The sequence below is a fragment of the Rhodococcus sp. NPDC003318 genome (assembly GCF_042879035.1).
GTDB lineage: Bacteria > Actinomycetota > Actinomycetes > Mycobacteriales > Mycobacteriaceae > Rhodococcus_G.
On record NZ_JBIAOU010000006.1, the window covers coordinates 27,759 to 40,433 of the forward strand.

A 12,675-nucleotide genomic window follows, 5' to 3' on the forward strand; every position below is an offset into this window, starting at 1 on the left:
TTGAACCGATCGGTTCACATCGAGAGGATGCCATGCCCGTCGCCATCGCCACCGCGAAACCCGTCGCTCACGCGGCCCTGCTCGGCCTCGGGGCGTACCGGCCCCGACGCGTCGTACCCAACGCGGAGATCGTCGACCGCATCGACTCCTCCGACGAATGGATTCGCACCCGGTCCGGCATCACGGCGCGGCACTGGGCCGAACCGGACGAGACCATCGTCTCGATGAGCGTCGCCGCGGCCCGCGACGCGCTCACCGCGGCCGGCCTCGTGGCGGACGAGATCGACGCGGTCGTGCTCGCCACCTCCTCGCAGATGGTGCTCGGGCCGTCCGCCGGGGCGGTCGTCGCCACTGAACTGGGCATGCACGACGCCGCCGCCTACGACGTCTCCGCCGGGTGCGCCGGCTTCTGCTACGCCCTCGGCAACGCCGCGAGCCTCGTCCGCGCCGGCCAGGCACGGCACGTCCTCGTGATCGGTGTCGAGCGGCTGTCCGACCTCCTCGATCCCACCGACCGGACCTGCGCGTTCATCTTCGCGGACGGGGCGGGCGCGGTCGTGGTCGGTCCCGCCGAGGCCGAGGGCATCGGTCCGGTGGCGTGGGGCTCGGACGGATCCCAGACGTCGGCGATCAAGCAGGACAAGGACTTCGCGCAGTACTTCGCCGAGGTCGCGGAGGCCGAGGCGACCGGCGGCAGCACCCAACGGCCGTACATCCGGATGAACGGCCAGGCGGTGTTCCGCTGGGCCGTGACGTTCCTGGAGAAGGCGTGCCGCGACGCGTTGGAGAAGGCCGGTGTCTCCGCGGACGACCTGGACGCGTTCGTGCCGCACCAGGCGAACAGCCGCATCACCGACGCGCTGATCCGCACGCTCGGCCTGCCCGACACCGTCGCCGTCGCCCGCGACATCGTCGAATCCGGCAACACCAGCGCGGCGTCGATCCCGATGGCGATGGAACAGCTCATCCGTTCCGGTGGGGCGAAGCCGGGGGACACCGCGCTGCTCCTCGGCTTCGGCGCCGGACTGGCCTACGCCGGACAGGTCGTCGCGCTGCCCGCCATCGCCTGAACCCGGCCGGGTGTTCGCGTCAGGTCAGCGCAGCGGCACCCGCCAGGTCAGCGCGGTCCCGCCCGCTGCGGGTGCGGCCACGTCGCAGCGGCCACCGCACGCGGCCGCACGGCGCTCCAGATTGGCCAGGCCACTTCGGGTCTCGGTGCCGGACATCCCGATCCCGTCGTCGACGATCGTGATCGCGAAGTCGTCCCCGGCGGTGACCGAGACCGCGATCGCGGAGGCACTCGCGTGCCTGCGGGCGTTGCTCAGACCCTCCCGCAGCACCGCTTCGGCGTGCGCGCCGACGCCGTCGGGCACCACCGTGTCGATCGGCCCGTCGAACTGGACGGACGGGGTGACGGACGCGTGTGTGGTCAGTTCGCCGATCACGTCGAGCAGCCGCCGGCGCAGCCCGGCAGCCGACGTGGACTCGGCGGACTGCAGGTCGAAGATGGTCGTGCGGATCTCGCGGACCGTCTGATCCAGCTGCTCCACCGCCCGGGTGAGCACCTCCGCCGTGCGACCCTGCGTCGTCGCGGTCACCGACTGCAGGCTCATGCCGGTCGCGAACAATCGCTGAATGACGTTGTCGTGCAGGTCGCGAGCGATGCGGTCGCGGTCGGCGAGCACGTCCAGCAGACGCTGCTGGCTCTGCTGGTGGGCGAATTCGAGTGCCACCGCCGCCAGATCGGCCATCGACGCCATCCGGTGCAACTCGTCGGAATCCCACTCCGAACCGCCGGTGCCGCTCCCGACGACCAGCGCACCCTGCACGTGCTGCGGGCCGGACACCGGCAGCGTCGCCGACCGCGCAACCCCCGCGCTGAGTTCCGCGAACGCGACCTCCTGCCCGACAGACAGCCGCGGGTCGGTGCTGGCGATCACGGCGCTCGTGCCGTCCACCGTGTTCACCAGGGTGACCGCGTCGGCCGTGCTCAGGTCCCGCACCTGACGGACCAGCAGGTCGAGGGTCTCGGGCACCGAGCCGCCGATCAGCAGCCGTGAGGTGATCGACGACATCGCCGTCAGCCACCGTTCGCGGGTGCGGGACTGCTCGAACAGGCTTGCGTTGTCGATAGCCAGCGCGGCGGACTCGGCGAGCACCGTGAGGATCGTCTGGTCCTCGTCGGTGAACTCGGGGCCACCGAGCTTCTCGGTGAGGTAGATGCTGCCGAACGCCTGACCGCGCACCACGATCGGCATGCCGAGGAAGCTGTGCATCGGCGGATGGTTCGGTGGGAACCCGACCGACGACGCGTGGGTCGCGAGTTCCCGGATCCGCACCGGCCGTGGATCGTTGATCAACAGGCCGAGCAGCCCGCGGCCCTCCGGCAGGTGCCCCATGGTTTTTCGGACGTCGGCGTCGATGCCCTCGTACACGAACTCGGACAACCCGCCGCCCGGCGCCCGGACCCCGAGCGCGCCGTAGCGCGCGCCGAGCAGTTCCGTGGCCGCCCGGACGATCCGCTGCAGCGTGGTGTCGAGGTCGAGGCCGGCCCCGACGACGAGGACCGCCTCGAGGAGGTCCCGGAGGTTCTTCGGCGAGGTCACGTCCTCGCCCAACCGCCGGTGCACCGTGTCGAGCAGTCCGTTCAGGTTGAATTCCGGGTCCCCGACCATGTACCGAGCGTACTGGGGCAGCGCCCGGCAGGGGTGATTCGCCACAGCGTCGACCCAGCGCCGTCAGCGCAACGCGAAGGCGGCGGTGGCGGCCTCGACCGCGAGCGGCACCGCCGGGCTCCTGTCGGGAGCCAGGTCGTGCCCCCTGCCCTCGACGAGGACGAGGGTGTGCGGCGCGGGGATCAGCTCGACGGCGGCGTGCATCTCGTCCGGGCTGCCGAACGGGTCGCGGGTGCCGTGCACGAACACGGTCGGGCAGCGCAGGTCCGGCAGGTGCTCGGTGCGCGCCTTCTCCGGTTTGCCCGGTGGGTGCAGCGGATAGGAGAACAGCAACAGGCCGTCGCACACCCCCGGCCGTTCGGCCGCGAGCATCGAGGTCTGCCTGCCGCCGTACGAGTGTCCGCCGAGAAGCAATGTGCCCGTGAACAATTCATGGATCGCGTCGGACGCGGCGACGATGCCGTCGCGGTCCTTCGCGGCGGTCGACGGGCTCGGCGGCCCCTTCGGTCGCCGCTGCCGGAACGGCAGGTCGTAACGCAGCACCAGAAGTCCGCGTGCCGCGAACTCCGACGCCGCCCGCTGGAGGAGTTTCGCGTTCCGGTCTCCGCCGGCCCCGTGCGCGAGCAGCAGGGCCGCCGTCGGGTCGCCGTCGGGTCGGTGCAGGTCCCCGACCACACCGTCGCGTTCGAACAGTTCGCTCACAGCCACCGAATCTACGCCGCCGGGGGCGGCCGCCTCGAGAGGCTACTTCGCGACCGTCAACAGGAAGGTGACGTCCTCGACGGCCTCGACCCGGTGCCGGACCGCCGGAATGACCAGCAGGTCGCCGGTCGAGCCCTTCCACGAGTCCTCGCCCGCGACCAGCGTCAGTGTGCCGCTGAGGACCAGCAGCGTCGCCTCGCCGGGGGAGTCGTGCTCGGCCAGCTCCTCGCCTGCGGTCAGTGCGACCACGGTCTGTCGCAGGCTGCGCTGGTGGCCGCCGTAGATGGTCTGCGAGCTGCGGCCGCTGCTGGCGGCGGCGGCGAGCTTGAGCTGTTGCCGCGCAACGGCGGTCAGCGACTTCTTGTCCATGGGCGTACCTCTCGCCGGGAAGGACCGAATCGGACGTCCTGCCCCTGCAGTATGGCCCACCGGGCGCCGGGTGGCGCCCCTACTCGCCGAACGGGTCGGTCAACGTGCCGTCGACGCCGGACCGAACGAGGCCAGCTGTGGTCGGGTGTACGCCGCGCGCAGGCGCTCGTAGCGGTACCGGTTGTACGCCAGCGGCTCGAGCAGCATCCACTTCGGCAGCACCCGCCGCGCCGCGCGCAGCGCCGCGGTGTAGCAGCGGAACTCCCACGCGCGCCGCGCATTCCACTCGGTCCCGAGCAGCTCCCGCATCCGGGGATGGGCCGCCGCCGCCGAGCAGATCCGGGCGGGCCGAGCCAGGACCGGGGTGACGGCGCGCCAGAACGGGGCGATCGCCCGGTGCAGCCGGTGCGGGCCGAACAGCGTGGGTACCGGCAGCGCGTCGAACTGCGCGTTCGCCCACTGCAGGAATTCGTTGTCGGCGAGCTCGGTGGCTGCCACCGACTCGTAGTACTCCGTCATCTCGGCGACCGTCTGTGGGACCCGGGAACGGTCGCTGGTGAGGTCGAAGTCGCTCATCGCGAGCACCGTGCGGTACACGACCTCACGCTGCTCGTCGTCGAGGTCCTCGCGGTAGGTTGCGACGTACCCGGTGTAGAAGACGAGCAGGCTGCTCGTGCCCACCCACTTCCACAGTGCGGGGTCGAGCGCGCTGTACCGCTCGCCCTCGAAGTGGCCCTTGCCTCGGCCGCGGACCTGGCCGTGCATCGTCTCGAGCCGGTCCGCGGTCGCGTGCCGATCGGCGGCGTCACCGAACAGCAGCAGCGGGCCCCACAGGTAGCTGCGGATGCCCCGGTTGGTGAAGTTCTCGGCGAAGCGCCCGGTCGCGTCGACGGCCGCGGCGACCTCGCGGTACGCCACCTGATCGAGCGCGAGGCGCCCGTACAGGCCGAAGGCGATCGGCATGCCCGTCCACCACCGCACGTCGGCGGCCAGCTCGTGATGCGGTTGGCTCGGATCCCAGGGCGGTACCGCCGTGTCCGTGGGCGCGGACACCGGGAGGTCGGGGCTGTTCATCGAAGGTCACCTCGCGGCTGGGTGGGCAGGGTCGCTTGTCGGCGTACCTGCAGTGGACCAATCTGAACACGCCCGTGTCAAGATTTGTCGCGGAGGTTCCCGCGAGGATGCGGGGGAGGGACCCGGCGGGTCAGCGGCGGACGTGGTTCACGAATCGGAACCGGGTTCCGTCCCGGCGCGAGGTCTGCCAGTCGCCGATCGACTCCGGTGTCCACGCATCGCCCAGCGAGGGTGCGTAGGCGTCGCCGTCGACGTCGAGGTCGATCTCGGTGACGACGACCCGGTCGGCCCGGCCGAGTGCGGCCGCGTAGATCTCGCCGCCGCCGATCACCCACGTCTCGGCGTCACCGGCCAGAGCGAGCGCGTCGTCGAGAGAGTGCACGACCTCGGCTCCCTCGGCCGACCACGTCCGGTCGCGGGTGACCACGATGTTCCGGCGGTCGGCGAGCGGACGGAAACGAGGCGGCAGCGAATCCCAGGTGCGGCGGCCCATGATCACGGGGTGACCGGTCGTGACGTCCACGAAGTGCGCCGTGTCCTCGGGGACGCGCCACGGGATGGTGTTGTCGCGGCCGATGACGCCGGCGCGGGCCTGGGCCCAGATCAGCCCCAGTATCACACCGCCACCGGCGCCTTGATGCCGGGATGGTGCCGGTAGCCGGTGATCTCCACGTCCTCGAAGGTGTAGTCGAAGATCGAGTCCCGCTTGTGCAGGATCAGCGTCGGGTAGGGGTAGGGCTCGCGGGAGAGCTGCTCGGTGACCTGGTCGACGTGGTTGTCGTAGATGTGGCAGTCGCCGCCCGTCCACACGAACTCGCCGACCTCGAGCCCCGCCTGCTGCGCGACCATGTGCGTGAGCAGTGCGTAGCTGGCGATGTTGAACGGGACACCGAGGAACAGGTCGGCGCTGCGCTGGTACAGCTGGCAGCTGAGCCGGCCGTCCGCGACGTAGAACTGGAAGAACGCGTGGCAGGGTTGCAGCGCCATCGCGTCGAGGTCGGCGACGTTCCACGCCGAGACGACCATCCGCCGCGAGTCCGGGTTCGTCCGTAGCGTCTCGACGACCTTGGTGATCTGGTCGATGTGCTCGCCGTCCGGTGTCGGCCAGGACCGCCACTGCACGCCGTAGACCGGCCCCAGCTCGCCGTCCGCGTCGGCCCACTCGTCCCAGATCGTGACGCCGTGGTCGCGCAGCCAGGTGACGTTCGAGTCGCCGCGTAGGAACCACAGCAGCTCGTACACGACGGACTTCAGGTGCACCTTCTTGGTGGTGATCAGCGGGAATCCCTCGCTCAGGTCGAAGCGCATCTGGTGACCGAACACGCTGCGCGTGCCGGTGCCGGTGCGGTCCGCCTTCGGGGTGCCCGTCTCCATGACCAGCCGGAGCAGGTCCTCGTACGGGGTGTGCACGGGGGCGGGCATCGGGGGAGTCACGCGCCCGAGTCTAGGCGGCTCCGCCCCCCGTGAGTCCTTCCGGCCCCGTGGCGGACCAGAGGGACTCACGGGCGATAGCCTGCGCCCATGCGTGAACTCCTCGTGATCGGCATCGGTGCCGGCGACCCCGACCAGGTGACGGTGCAGGCGATCAAGGCGATGAACCGGGCCGAGGTGTTCTTCGTCATCGGCAAGGGGGAGCGCAAACACGATCTCGTGGATCTGCGCACCGCCATCCTCGACGAGCACGTGCGCGGGAACTACCGGATCGTCGACATCGTCGACCCCCCGCGCGACCGCACCCCCGCGAACTACGAGGGTGTCGTCGACGACTGGCACGACCGCCGCGCGCGGATCTTCGAGGAGGCGTTCGCCGCGGTCGAGGGCGTCGGAGCGATCCTGGTCTGGGGCGATCCGGCGTTGTACGACAGCACGCTGCGGATCGTCGAGCGGGTGCTCGGGCGCGGTGTCGTGGACTTCGAGTACTCGGTGATCCCCGGTGTGACGAGCGTGTCCTCGCTGGCCGCGCAGCACCGGGTCGTGCTCAACCGGATCGGGGAACCGGTCCTGACCACCACGGGTCGCCGGCTGCGCGAGGAGGGCCTGCCCGACGGGGTCCGGGACGCCGTGGTGATGCTCGACGCGGAGAACAGCTTCACCACCCTCGACGGCGACTGGGACATCTGGTGGGGCGCCTACCTCGGCACCCCGGACGAGACGTTGATCGCCGGTGACCTGCGCTCGGTCTCCGAGGACATCGTCCGCACCCGCGCCGAGCTGCGCGAGCGCAAGGGCTGGATCATGGACACCTACCTTCTCCGGAGGCGCTGACGCGCAGTGGTGGGGGGGGGGGGGGGGCGGGGGCCCCCCCCCCCCCCCCCCCCCCCACCACTGCGCCGTAGGCGCAATACTGGTGGGCATGCCCGAACTGCCCGAGGTGGAGGCCCTGGCCCAGTTCCTGCGCGACCACGCGGTCGGCGCGGTGATCGGACGGGTGGACGTCGCGGCGCTGAGCGTGCTCAAGACATTCGATCCGCCGGTCAGCGTCCTGAAGGGCCGCGACATCAGCGGCGCCGCGCGGTTCGGCAAACACCTGGGGCTGCGGTGCGGAGAGGAGGACGGGCTGTGGCTGATCACCCACCTGTCCCGCGCCGGCTGGCTGCGGTGGCAGGACAACCCGAGTTCGACGCCACCGAAGCCCGGTAAGGGGCCGCTGGCGTTGCGGCTGCACCTGTTCGCACCGGACGGGACGGCCCCCGCGATCGACCTCACCGAGGCGGGGACGCAGAAGCGCCTCGCGGTGTGGCTGGTGCGCACACCGGCGGAGGTACCGGGTGTCGCCAAACTCGGACCGGACGCGCTCGACGTTCCCGAACCGGTGTTCGCGGAGCGGCTGGCGAAGTCCTCGCAGCGGATCAAGACGGCGCTGACCGATCAGGCTGTGCTCGCGGGCATCGGCAACGCGTATTCCGACGAGATCCTGCACGAGGCGCGGCTGTCGCCGTTTGCGACCGCGAACAAGCTGACACCCGAACAGGTTTCGAACCTGCACGCTGTGATGCGTTCGGTGCTGAGCGATGCGGTGGTCCGGTCGGTCGGCCAGGATGCCGCCCGGCTCAAGGGGGAGAAGCGATCCGGGATGCGGGTCCACGCCCGCACCGGACTGCCGTGCCCGGTGTGCGGTGACACCGTGCGGGAGGTCTCGTTCACGGACCGCTCGTTCCAGTACTGCCCGACCTGCCAGACCGGCGGCAAGATCCTCGCCGACCGGCGAATGTCGAAGCTGCTCAAGTAGAACCCTGCGCCGAGGTGGTGACGGTGACGACGAGGTACCCGCGAGCCGAGAGTGCGCCCGCCCGAAGGACCGGACATCGTCGCCGGAGGCCCGGCGCCGGTGCCGTCGTGCTCGCGACCTGTGTCGCCCTCGCGGGCTGCGCGTCCGACTCCGGGCAGTCGGAGTCGGCCTCCGGATCGCCGCCCGCAGCGTCCGCGACGATCGGGGCACCGACGGAGTCGGCGCTCGAGCATGTCGACCCGGCCGCATTCCAGGCAGCGGTGACCGCCGCCGCGACCGAGCTGCTCGTACCCGGGGCGGTGGTCCGGCTCCGCACCCCGCAGGGGACCTTCGACGCGGTCGTGGGCACCACCGAACAGGGTGCTCAGACGCCACCCGACGCACGGACTCGTTTCCGGATCGCCTCGAACACCAAGACCATGACCGCTGCGCTGATCGTCCTGCTGGCGCAGGACGGCAGGCTCCGATTCGGCGACCCGGTCTCCGACCACGTGCCGGACGTGCCGAACGGCGAGAACATCACCGTCGCCGAGCTGTTGACGATGCGCAGCGGGCTGTACAACTACACGGATGCGCCGGAACTGGCCGCGGCTCTCGATGCCGACCCGGCGAAGGTCTGGACGCCCCGCGAGGTCCTGGACATCGCGTTCGCTCACCCGCCGGAGTTCGCGCCCGGCGCCGCGTACGACTACTGCAATACCAACTACGCGCTCCTGGGGCTGGTCGCCGAGAAGGTCGGGGGTCGCCCGCTCGGTGAGCAATTCCGGGATCGACTGCTCGGCGCCTTCGGGCTGACGCAGACCTCCCTGCCCGCCCCCGAGGACTCGACGATTCCCGACCCGCACTCGCACGGATACCTCTACGGCGGAACCTCCTACGCGCTGGTCGACGAGCCGTATCCCGACGACCTGCAGGCGGCTGCTCGGGCCGGGACACTCCGACCGAACGACTACACCGACCAGAACCCCTCCTACGCGACCGCGGCCGGCGGCGCGATCTCCACGGCGGACGACCTGGCGACGTGGATCCGCGCGTTGGTGTCGGGCAAGGTGTTCGACTCCGAGTACCAGCAACAGTGGCTCGGCGGCCTGCGTCCCGAGAACCCCGACACGCCCGACGGGCAGCAGTACGGATACGGCATCAGTTTCCAGCGTTTCGGGCCGAATGCCGCGATGTACTACCACGGTGGGGAGCTGCCGGGATTCAACTCCTTCATCGGGTACGACCCGGACAACGATGTGACGCTGGTGATCTGGACGAACCTGACCGTGTCTCCCGAGGGCAAGGCGACGGCGATCGCCATGCTGCCGACGATCCTCGATCAGATCTACGCCGGGTTGTCGCTGGCGCCGACGCCGACTCCCACCCGGTAGCCGATCCTCACCGGCGGTGCCGGTAGCCGATCCATGCGCGTCTCTTGTCGGCGTCGGGGTCGTGTTCGACGCGGACGCCCCGGTCGATGATCAGGGTCTCGCGCCGGTCGAGGCTGTAGACCGGCCAGGTTTCCCGGGGGTGTCCGTGGCGGGCGAAGTGCAGCCAGTGGGACTGCAGGATGTTCGTCGCCGAGCGCAGGCCCTCGCGGCCGCCGAGAGCCGCTGCGGCCTTGCCGATCGGGCGGTCCCCGACGCCGAATACGGCCAGCAGTTCGGTTCCGTGTGTGGCACCGAATCCGGTCCAGCGCAACAGGTTCGGTGCGAAGTCGTAGCGGTAGGAGTACGTCGGTGCGGCCGTGGTGTGGGCCTGTGCGACGAGGATGGACGGCTCCCAGAAGGTGACGTCGCCGCCGAGTTGGACTGCGGCGGGACGGTCCGGGTAGCGGGGGTAGGCGGCGAGGATCCGGGACTTCTGCACCGGATCCGTTTCGGCGAACATCTTCTCGATCCGCACCGGGTCGGTCGGGATGATGTCGAGGAAGCGTGGGAACAGGGTGCCCTCGCGCGCGTTGGTGCCGATGACGAGCGGCACGGGGTGGGCGAGTCCCGCGGCGAACGCGTCGAGGGGGTGCCGGGGCAGCAGGTCCCCGTCGACGACGGGTGCGAACGCGCGGGTTCCGGGCGCCTCGTCGGCGCCGCGGGCCACGAGGGTGTCACCGGCCCGGACCAGGGCGTCGGTGCTCGCCTCGGTCAGTGCCCGGACGGGATCGTCTCCGCCGCCGAGGAGTTCGAGGAATTCACGCGACCACGCCCGGGCCCGTTCGGTTCCGTACGCCGATGCGGCGGGCGGACTCTGCGCGATCGCGCGGTGGAACAGTCCGGCCGCGGCGGGCACGCACATCAGTGTGGTGACGGCGTTGGCGCCCGCCGATTCGCCGAACAGCGTCACGTTGTCGGGGTCGCCGCCGAACGCGCCGATGTTGCGGCGTACCCATTCGAGGGCCGCGATCTGGTCGCGCAGGCCGAGGTTGGAGTCGAATCGTCTTTCGGGAGTGGAGTGTTCGGTGAAGTCGAGGTAGCCGAGCGCGCCGAGGCGGTACCCGATGGTCACGTAGACGACGTCGCCCCGCCGGACCAGTGAGTCCCCCCGGTACAGCGGGGTCGCCGCGGCCCCGGAGTTGTAGGCGCCGCCGTGGATGAACACCATCACCGGGCGCCGTTGCACGCTGCGGAATGCGGGCGCGAGAACGTTGAGGGTGAGGCAGTCCTCGCCGGTCCCGCCGGAGCGGGCGATGCGGCCGGACTGGGGTGCGGCGCTGCCGAATTCGGTGGCGTCGCGCACCGAGGTCCAGGGTGTGACGGGCTGCGGGGCGCGCCACCGCAGGGCGCCGACGGGTGGTGCGGCGTACGGGATGCCGCGCCAGGACCGCAGTCCGTGCTGTTCGCGACCCTGTAGTGGGCCGTCGGCGGTGGTGATCACCAGTGGGTCGGTCATCGTCGCGCCTCCAGCAGTCGCAGCCACACCTCGGACACGGTCGGGTACGCCGGAACGGCGTGCCACAGTGCGGACATCGGCACCGCGCCCGCGACCGCGACCGTCGCGGCGTGCAGCAGTTCGGCGATGTCGGTGCCGACGAACGTCGCACCGAGCAGGGTGTCGGCGGCGCGGTCGATCACCAGCTTCGCGTGGCCGGCGAAGTCGTCCCGCGCCAGCGACGACCCCGCGACCTCGATGTCGAGCTCGACCGTCTCGACATCGAAGCCGCCCTCGCGCGCGGTCTTCTCGGTCCGGCCCACGGACGCGACCTCCGCGGCCGCGAACACCACCTGCGGGACCGCGGCCGCGTCGGCGCTCGCCGAGAACCGGGCACCGTCGAGGGGCCGGCCCTCGGCGCGCGCGGCGATGACGTCCCCGCAGATCCGCCCGTGGTACTTGCCCATGTGGGTCAGGGGCGTGCGGCCGCTGACGTCGCCGACGGCGTACAGCCAGTCGCCCGGCGTCCCGACCACGGTCAGTCGGTCGTCGGTGCCCACGCCGTCGAGCCCGACCGTGTCGAGGCCGAGTGACGAGGTCGCCGGCCGGCGCCCCGCCGCGACGACCACCTCGTCGACAACCAGGTCGCTGCCGTCGTCGAGGGTGACGGTGACCGGGCCGCCGTGGATCCGCCCGATGCCGGTGTCGGTGGCGTCGTCGCGCCGGACGGAGGACACGGTCGTTCCGGTCCGGACGGTGGCGCCGCGGGACCTCAGCGCTTCGGCGACCGCCTCCCCGGCGAACGGTTCGGCCGACGCGAGCAGCGCGGGGCCGCGGACCAGCAGGGTCACCTCCCGCGCTCCGAGGCTGAGCAGCCAGGTCGCGGCCTCGGTCGCGACGACACCACCCCCGATGATCGCGACCCGGTCGGGGACCTGGCGCAGGTTGGTCGCGTCCCGCGACGTCCACGGCAGTGCCTCCCGCAGGCCCGGCGTCGGCGGGACGGTGGCGGTCGAGCCCGTCGCCAGGACCACGGCCAGCCCCGCCCGCAGCGTCCGGGTTCCGTCGGAGGTGTCCACGGCGACGGTGCGTTCACCGGTGAGCCGGCCGGAGCCGCGGATCACGTCGACGCCGACCCCGGTCGCCCACCGCACCTGCCCGGTGTCGTCATGGTGCGAGGTGAACGAGTCGCGTCGGCCCAGGACGGCCGGAACGTCGAGGGCCGCGCCGCCCAGCGACTCCCGGACGCCCGGCATCGCGAGCCCGGCGCCGAGCACCGCGCCCGGACGCAGCAGGGCCTTGCTCGGCATGCACGCCCAATAGGAGCACTCGCCGCCGAGGAGTTCGTGTTCGACGATCACGGCCGTGCGGTCGGATCCGGCGACGGCGTACTGGGCGGCGATCTCGCCGGCCGGACCACCCCCGATCACGACGACGTCGTACGCGGACTCGGCCTCGTTCTCCGGTGCGAGGGTCATGGACCCACGGTAGAACGGCGGGCGGGCGGCCGCCGGGAAAGGACTACTGGAGATAGCCCTCGACCTGATCGGCCGAGCTGACCGGGACCTCGTCGGGGGGCAGGCCGGCGTCCGCGCGGGCGCGCCGCTGACGCAGCAGGTCCCAGCACTGGTCGAGGGTCTGCTCCACGGCGGCGAGGGTGGCCTGCTCGGTGTCGGGGTCGAGGTCGCCTGCCTCGGTCCTCGCGCGCAGCCTGTGTTCGGTTTCGACGAGCTCGCGGATGCGGGCCAGGATGTCCTGTTCACTCATCGTCGCACTCCA

The 12,675-nt window shown here is 71.3% G+C and carries 13 protein-coding genes; 4 read left to right on the forward strand and 9 right to left on the reverse strand.

Annotated elements, in window-relative coordinates; all coding sequences use genetic code 11:
* The first annotated feature begins 32 nt into the window (after window positions 1–32).
* Complete coding sequence (locus tag ACFYVR_RS12295; protein WP_387473192.1) at window positions 33–1,070, forward strand: beta-ketoacyl-ACP synthase III; 1,038 nt, start codon at window positions 33–35, stop codon at window positions 1,068–1,070.
* Window positions 1,071–1,094: 24 nt separating this feature from the next.
* Here the strand turns inward: ACFYVR_RS12295 and ACFYVR_RS12300 are convergent, their stop codons facing one another.
* The 6 genes from ACFYVR_RS12300 to ACFYVR_RS12325 all read right to left on the reverse strand — a co-directional run bounded on the left by ACFYVR_RS12300 (window position 1,095) and on the right by ACFYVR_RS12325 (window position 6,242).
* Window positions 1,095–2,675, reverse strand: coding sequence for a GAF domain-containing sensor histidine kinase (locus ACFYVR_RS12300; RefSeq protein WP_387473194.1), 1,581 nt, complete (start codon window positions 2,673–2,675; stop codon window positions 1,095–1,097).
* A 63-nt stretch (window positions 2,676–2,738) separates the two neighbouring features.
* Complete coding sequence (locus ACFYVR_RS12305) at window positions 2,739–3,377, reverse strand: alpha/beta family hydrolase (RefSeq protein WP_387473196.1); 639 nt, start codon at window positions 3,375–3,377, stop codon at window positions 2,739–2,741.
* A gap of 42 nt (window positions 3,378–3,419) precedes the next feature.
* Window positions 3,420–3,746 (reverse strand): cupin domain-containing protein, encoded by a 327-nt coding sequence (locus ACFYVR_RS12310; protein ID WP_387473198.1) that lies wholly within the window; start codon window positions 3,744–3,746, stop codon window positions 3,420–3,422.
* A 99-nt stretch (window positions 3,747–3,845) separates the two neighbouring features.
* Entirely contained in the window at window positions 3,846–4,820 is a 975-nt protein-coding gene (locus ACFYVR_RS12315) for an oxygenase MpaB family protein (protein WP_387473201.1), read from the reverse strand.
* Window positions 4,821–4,950: 130 nt separating this feature from the next.
* Window positions 4,951–5,436: a dihydrofolate reductase gene (locus ACFYVR_RS12320; protein ID WP_387473663.1), complete on the reverse strand. Its 486-nt coding sequence runs from the start codon at window positions 5,434–5,436 to the stop codon at window positions 4,951–4,953.
* Window positions 5,436–6,242, reverse strand: coding sequence for a thymidylate synthase (locus tag ACFYVR_RS12325; RefSeq protein ID WP_387473665.1), 807 nt, complete (start codon window positions 6,240–6,242; stop codon window positions 5,436–5,438). Before ACFYVR_RS12325 ends, ACFYVR_RS12320 begins: the two co-directional genes overlap by 1 nt.
* A 99-nt stretch (window positions 6,243–6,341) precedes the next feature.
* Between ACFYVR_RS12325 and cobF the strand changes: the two genes are divergently transcribed.
* The 3 genes from cobF (at window position 6,342) to ACFYVR_RS12340 (ending at window position 9,422) form a co-directional block, all read left to right on the forward strand.
* The gene (cobF, locus tag ACFYVR_RS12330; protein ID WP_387473203.1) at window positions 6,342–7,085 is read left to right on the forward strand and encodes a precorrin-6A synthase (deacetylating); all 744 of its coding nucleotides are present in this window, start codon (window positions 6,342–6,344) and stop codon (window positions 7,083–7,085) included.
* 88 nt (window positions 7,086–7,173) lie between these two features.
* The gene (locus tag ACFYVR_RS12335) at window positions 7,174–8,049 is read left to right on the forward strand and encodes an Fpg/Nei family DNA glycosylase (RefSeq protein WP_387473205.1); all 876 of its coding nucleotides are present in this window, start codon (window positions 7,174–7,176) and stop codon (window positions 8,047–8,049) included.
* A gap of 107 nt (window positions 8,050–8,156) precedes the next feature.
* On the forward strand, window positions 8,157–9,422 hold the full coding sequence (locus ACFYVR_RS12340; protein WP_387473668.1) for a serine hydrolase domain-containing protein: 1,266 nt from the start codon (window positions 8,157–8,159) through the stop codon (window positions 9,420–9,422).
* Window positions 9,423–9,429: 7 nt separating this feature from the next.
* On the opposite strand, the gene ACFYVR_RS12345 is transcribed toward ACFYVR_RS12340, so the two are convergent.
* The 3 genes from ACFYVR_RS12345 to ACFYVR_RS12355 are packed head-to-tail and all read right to left on the reverse strand — an operon-like array spanning window position 9,430 to window position 12,663.
* Entirely contained in the window at window positions 9,430–10,917 is a 1,488-nt protein-coding gene (locus ACFYVR_RS12345; RefSeq protein WP_387473207.1) for a carboxylesterase/lipase family protein, read from the reverse strand.
* Complete coding sequence (locus ACFYVR_RS12350) at window positions 10,914–12,374, reverse strand: dihydrolipoyl dehydrogenase family protein (RefSeq protein ID WP_387473210.1); 1,461 nt, start codon at window positions 12,372–12,374, stop codon at window positions 10,914–10,916. The genes ACFYVR_RS12345 and ACFYVR_RS12350 overlap by 4 nt, the downstream gene beginning before the upstream one ends.
* A 43-nt stretch (window positions 12,375–12,417) precedes the next feature.
* On the reverse strand, window positions 12,418–12,663 hold the full coding sequence (locus ACFYVR_RS12355) for a DUF2630 family protein (RefSeq protein ID WP_387473213.1): 246 nt from the start codon (window positions 12,661–12,663) through the stop codon (window positions 12,418–12,420).
* Window positions 12,664–12,675 lie beyond the last annotated feature (12 nt).

What these genes read in the sequence shown, in the direction of transcription:
- ACFYVR_RS12325 (WP_387473665.1), bottom strand. Translation starts at nt 6,242, where the DNA reads ATGCCCGCCCCCGTGCACACCCCGTACGAGGACCTGCTCCGGCTGGTC.
- ACFYVR_RS12300 (WP_387473194.1), bottom strand. Translation starts at nt 2,675, where the DNA reads ATGGTCGGGGACCCGGAATTCAACCTGAACGGACTGCTCGACACGGTG.
- ACFYVR_RS12345 (WP_387473207.1), bottom strand. Translation starts at nt 10,917, where the DNA reads ATGACCGACCCACTGGTGATCACCACCGCCGACGGCCCACTACAGGGT.
- ACFYVR_RS12295 (WP_387473192.1), top strand. Translation starts at nt 33, where the DNA reads ATGCCCGTCGCCATCGCCACCGCGAAACCCGTCGCTCACGCGGCCCTG.
- ACFYVR_RS12310 (WP_387473198.1), bottom strand. Translation starts at nt 3,746, where the DNA reads ATGGACAAGAAGTCGCTGACCGCCGTTGCGCGGCAACAGCTCAAGCTC.
- ACFYVR_RS12335 (WP_387473205.1), top strand. Translation starts at nt 7,174, where the DNA reads ATGCCCGAACTGCCCGAGGTGGAGGCCCTGGCCCAGTTCCTGCGCGAC.
- ACFYVR_RS12350 (WP_387473210.1), bottom strand. Translation starts at nt 12,374, where the DNA reads ATGACCCTCGCACCGGAGAACGAGGCCGAGTCCGCGTACGACGTCGTC.
- ACFYVR_RS12355 (WP_387473213.1), bottom strand. Translation starts at nt 12,663, where the DNA reads ATGAGTGAACAGGACATCCTGGCCCGCATCCGCGAGCTCGTCGAAACC.
- cobF (WP_387473203.1), top strand. Translation starts at nt 6,342, where the DNA reads ATGCGTGAACTCCTCGTGATCGGCATCGGTGCCGGCGACCCCGACCAG.
- ACFYVR_RS12315 (WP_387473201.1), bottom strand. Translation starts at nt 4,820, where the DNA reads ATGAACAGCCCCGACCTCCCGGTGTCCGCGCCCACGGACACGGCGGTA.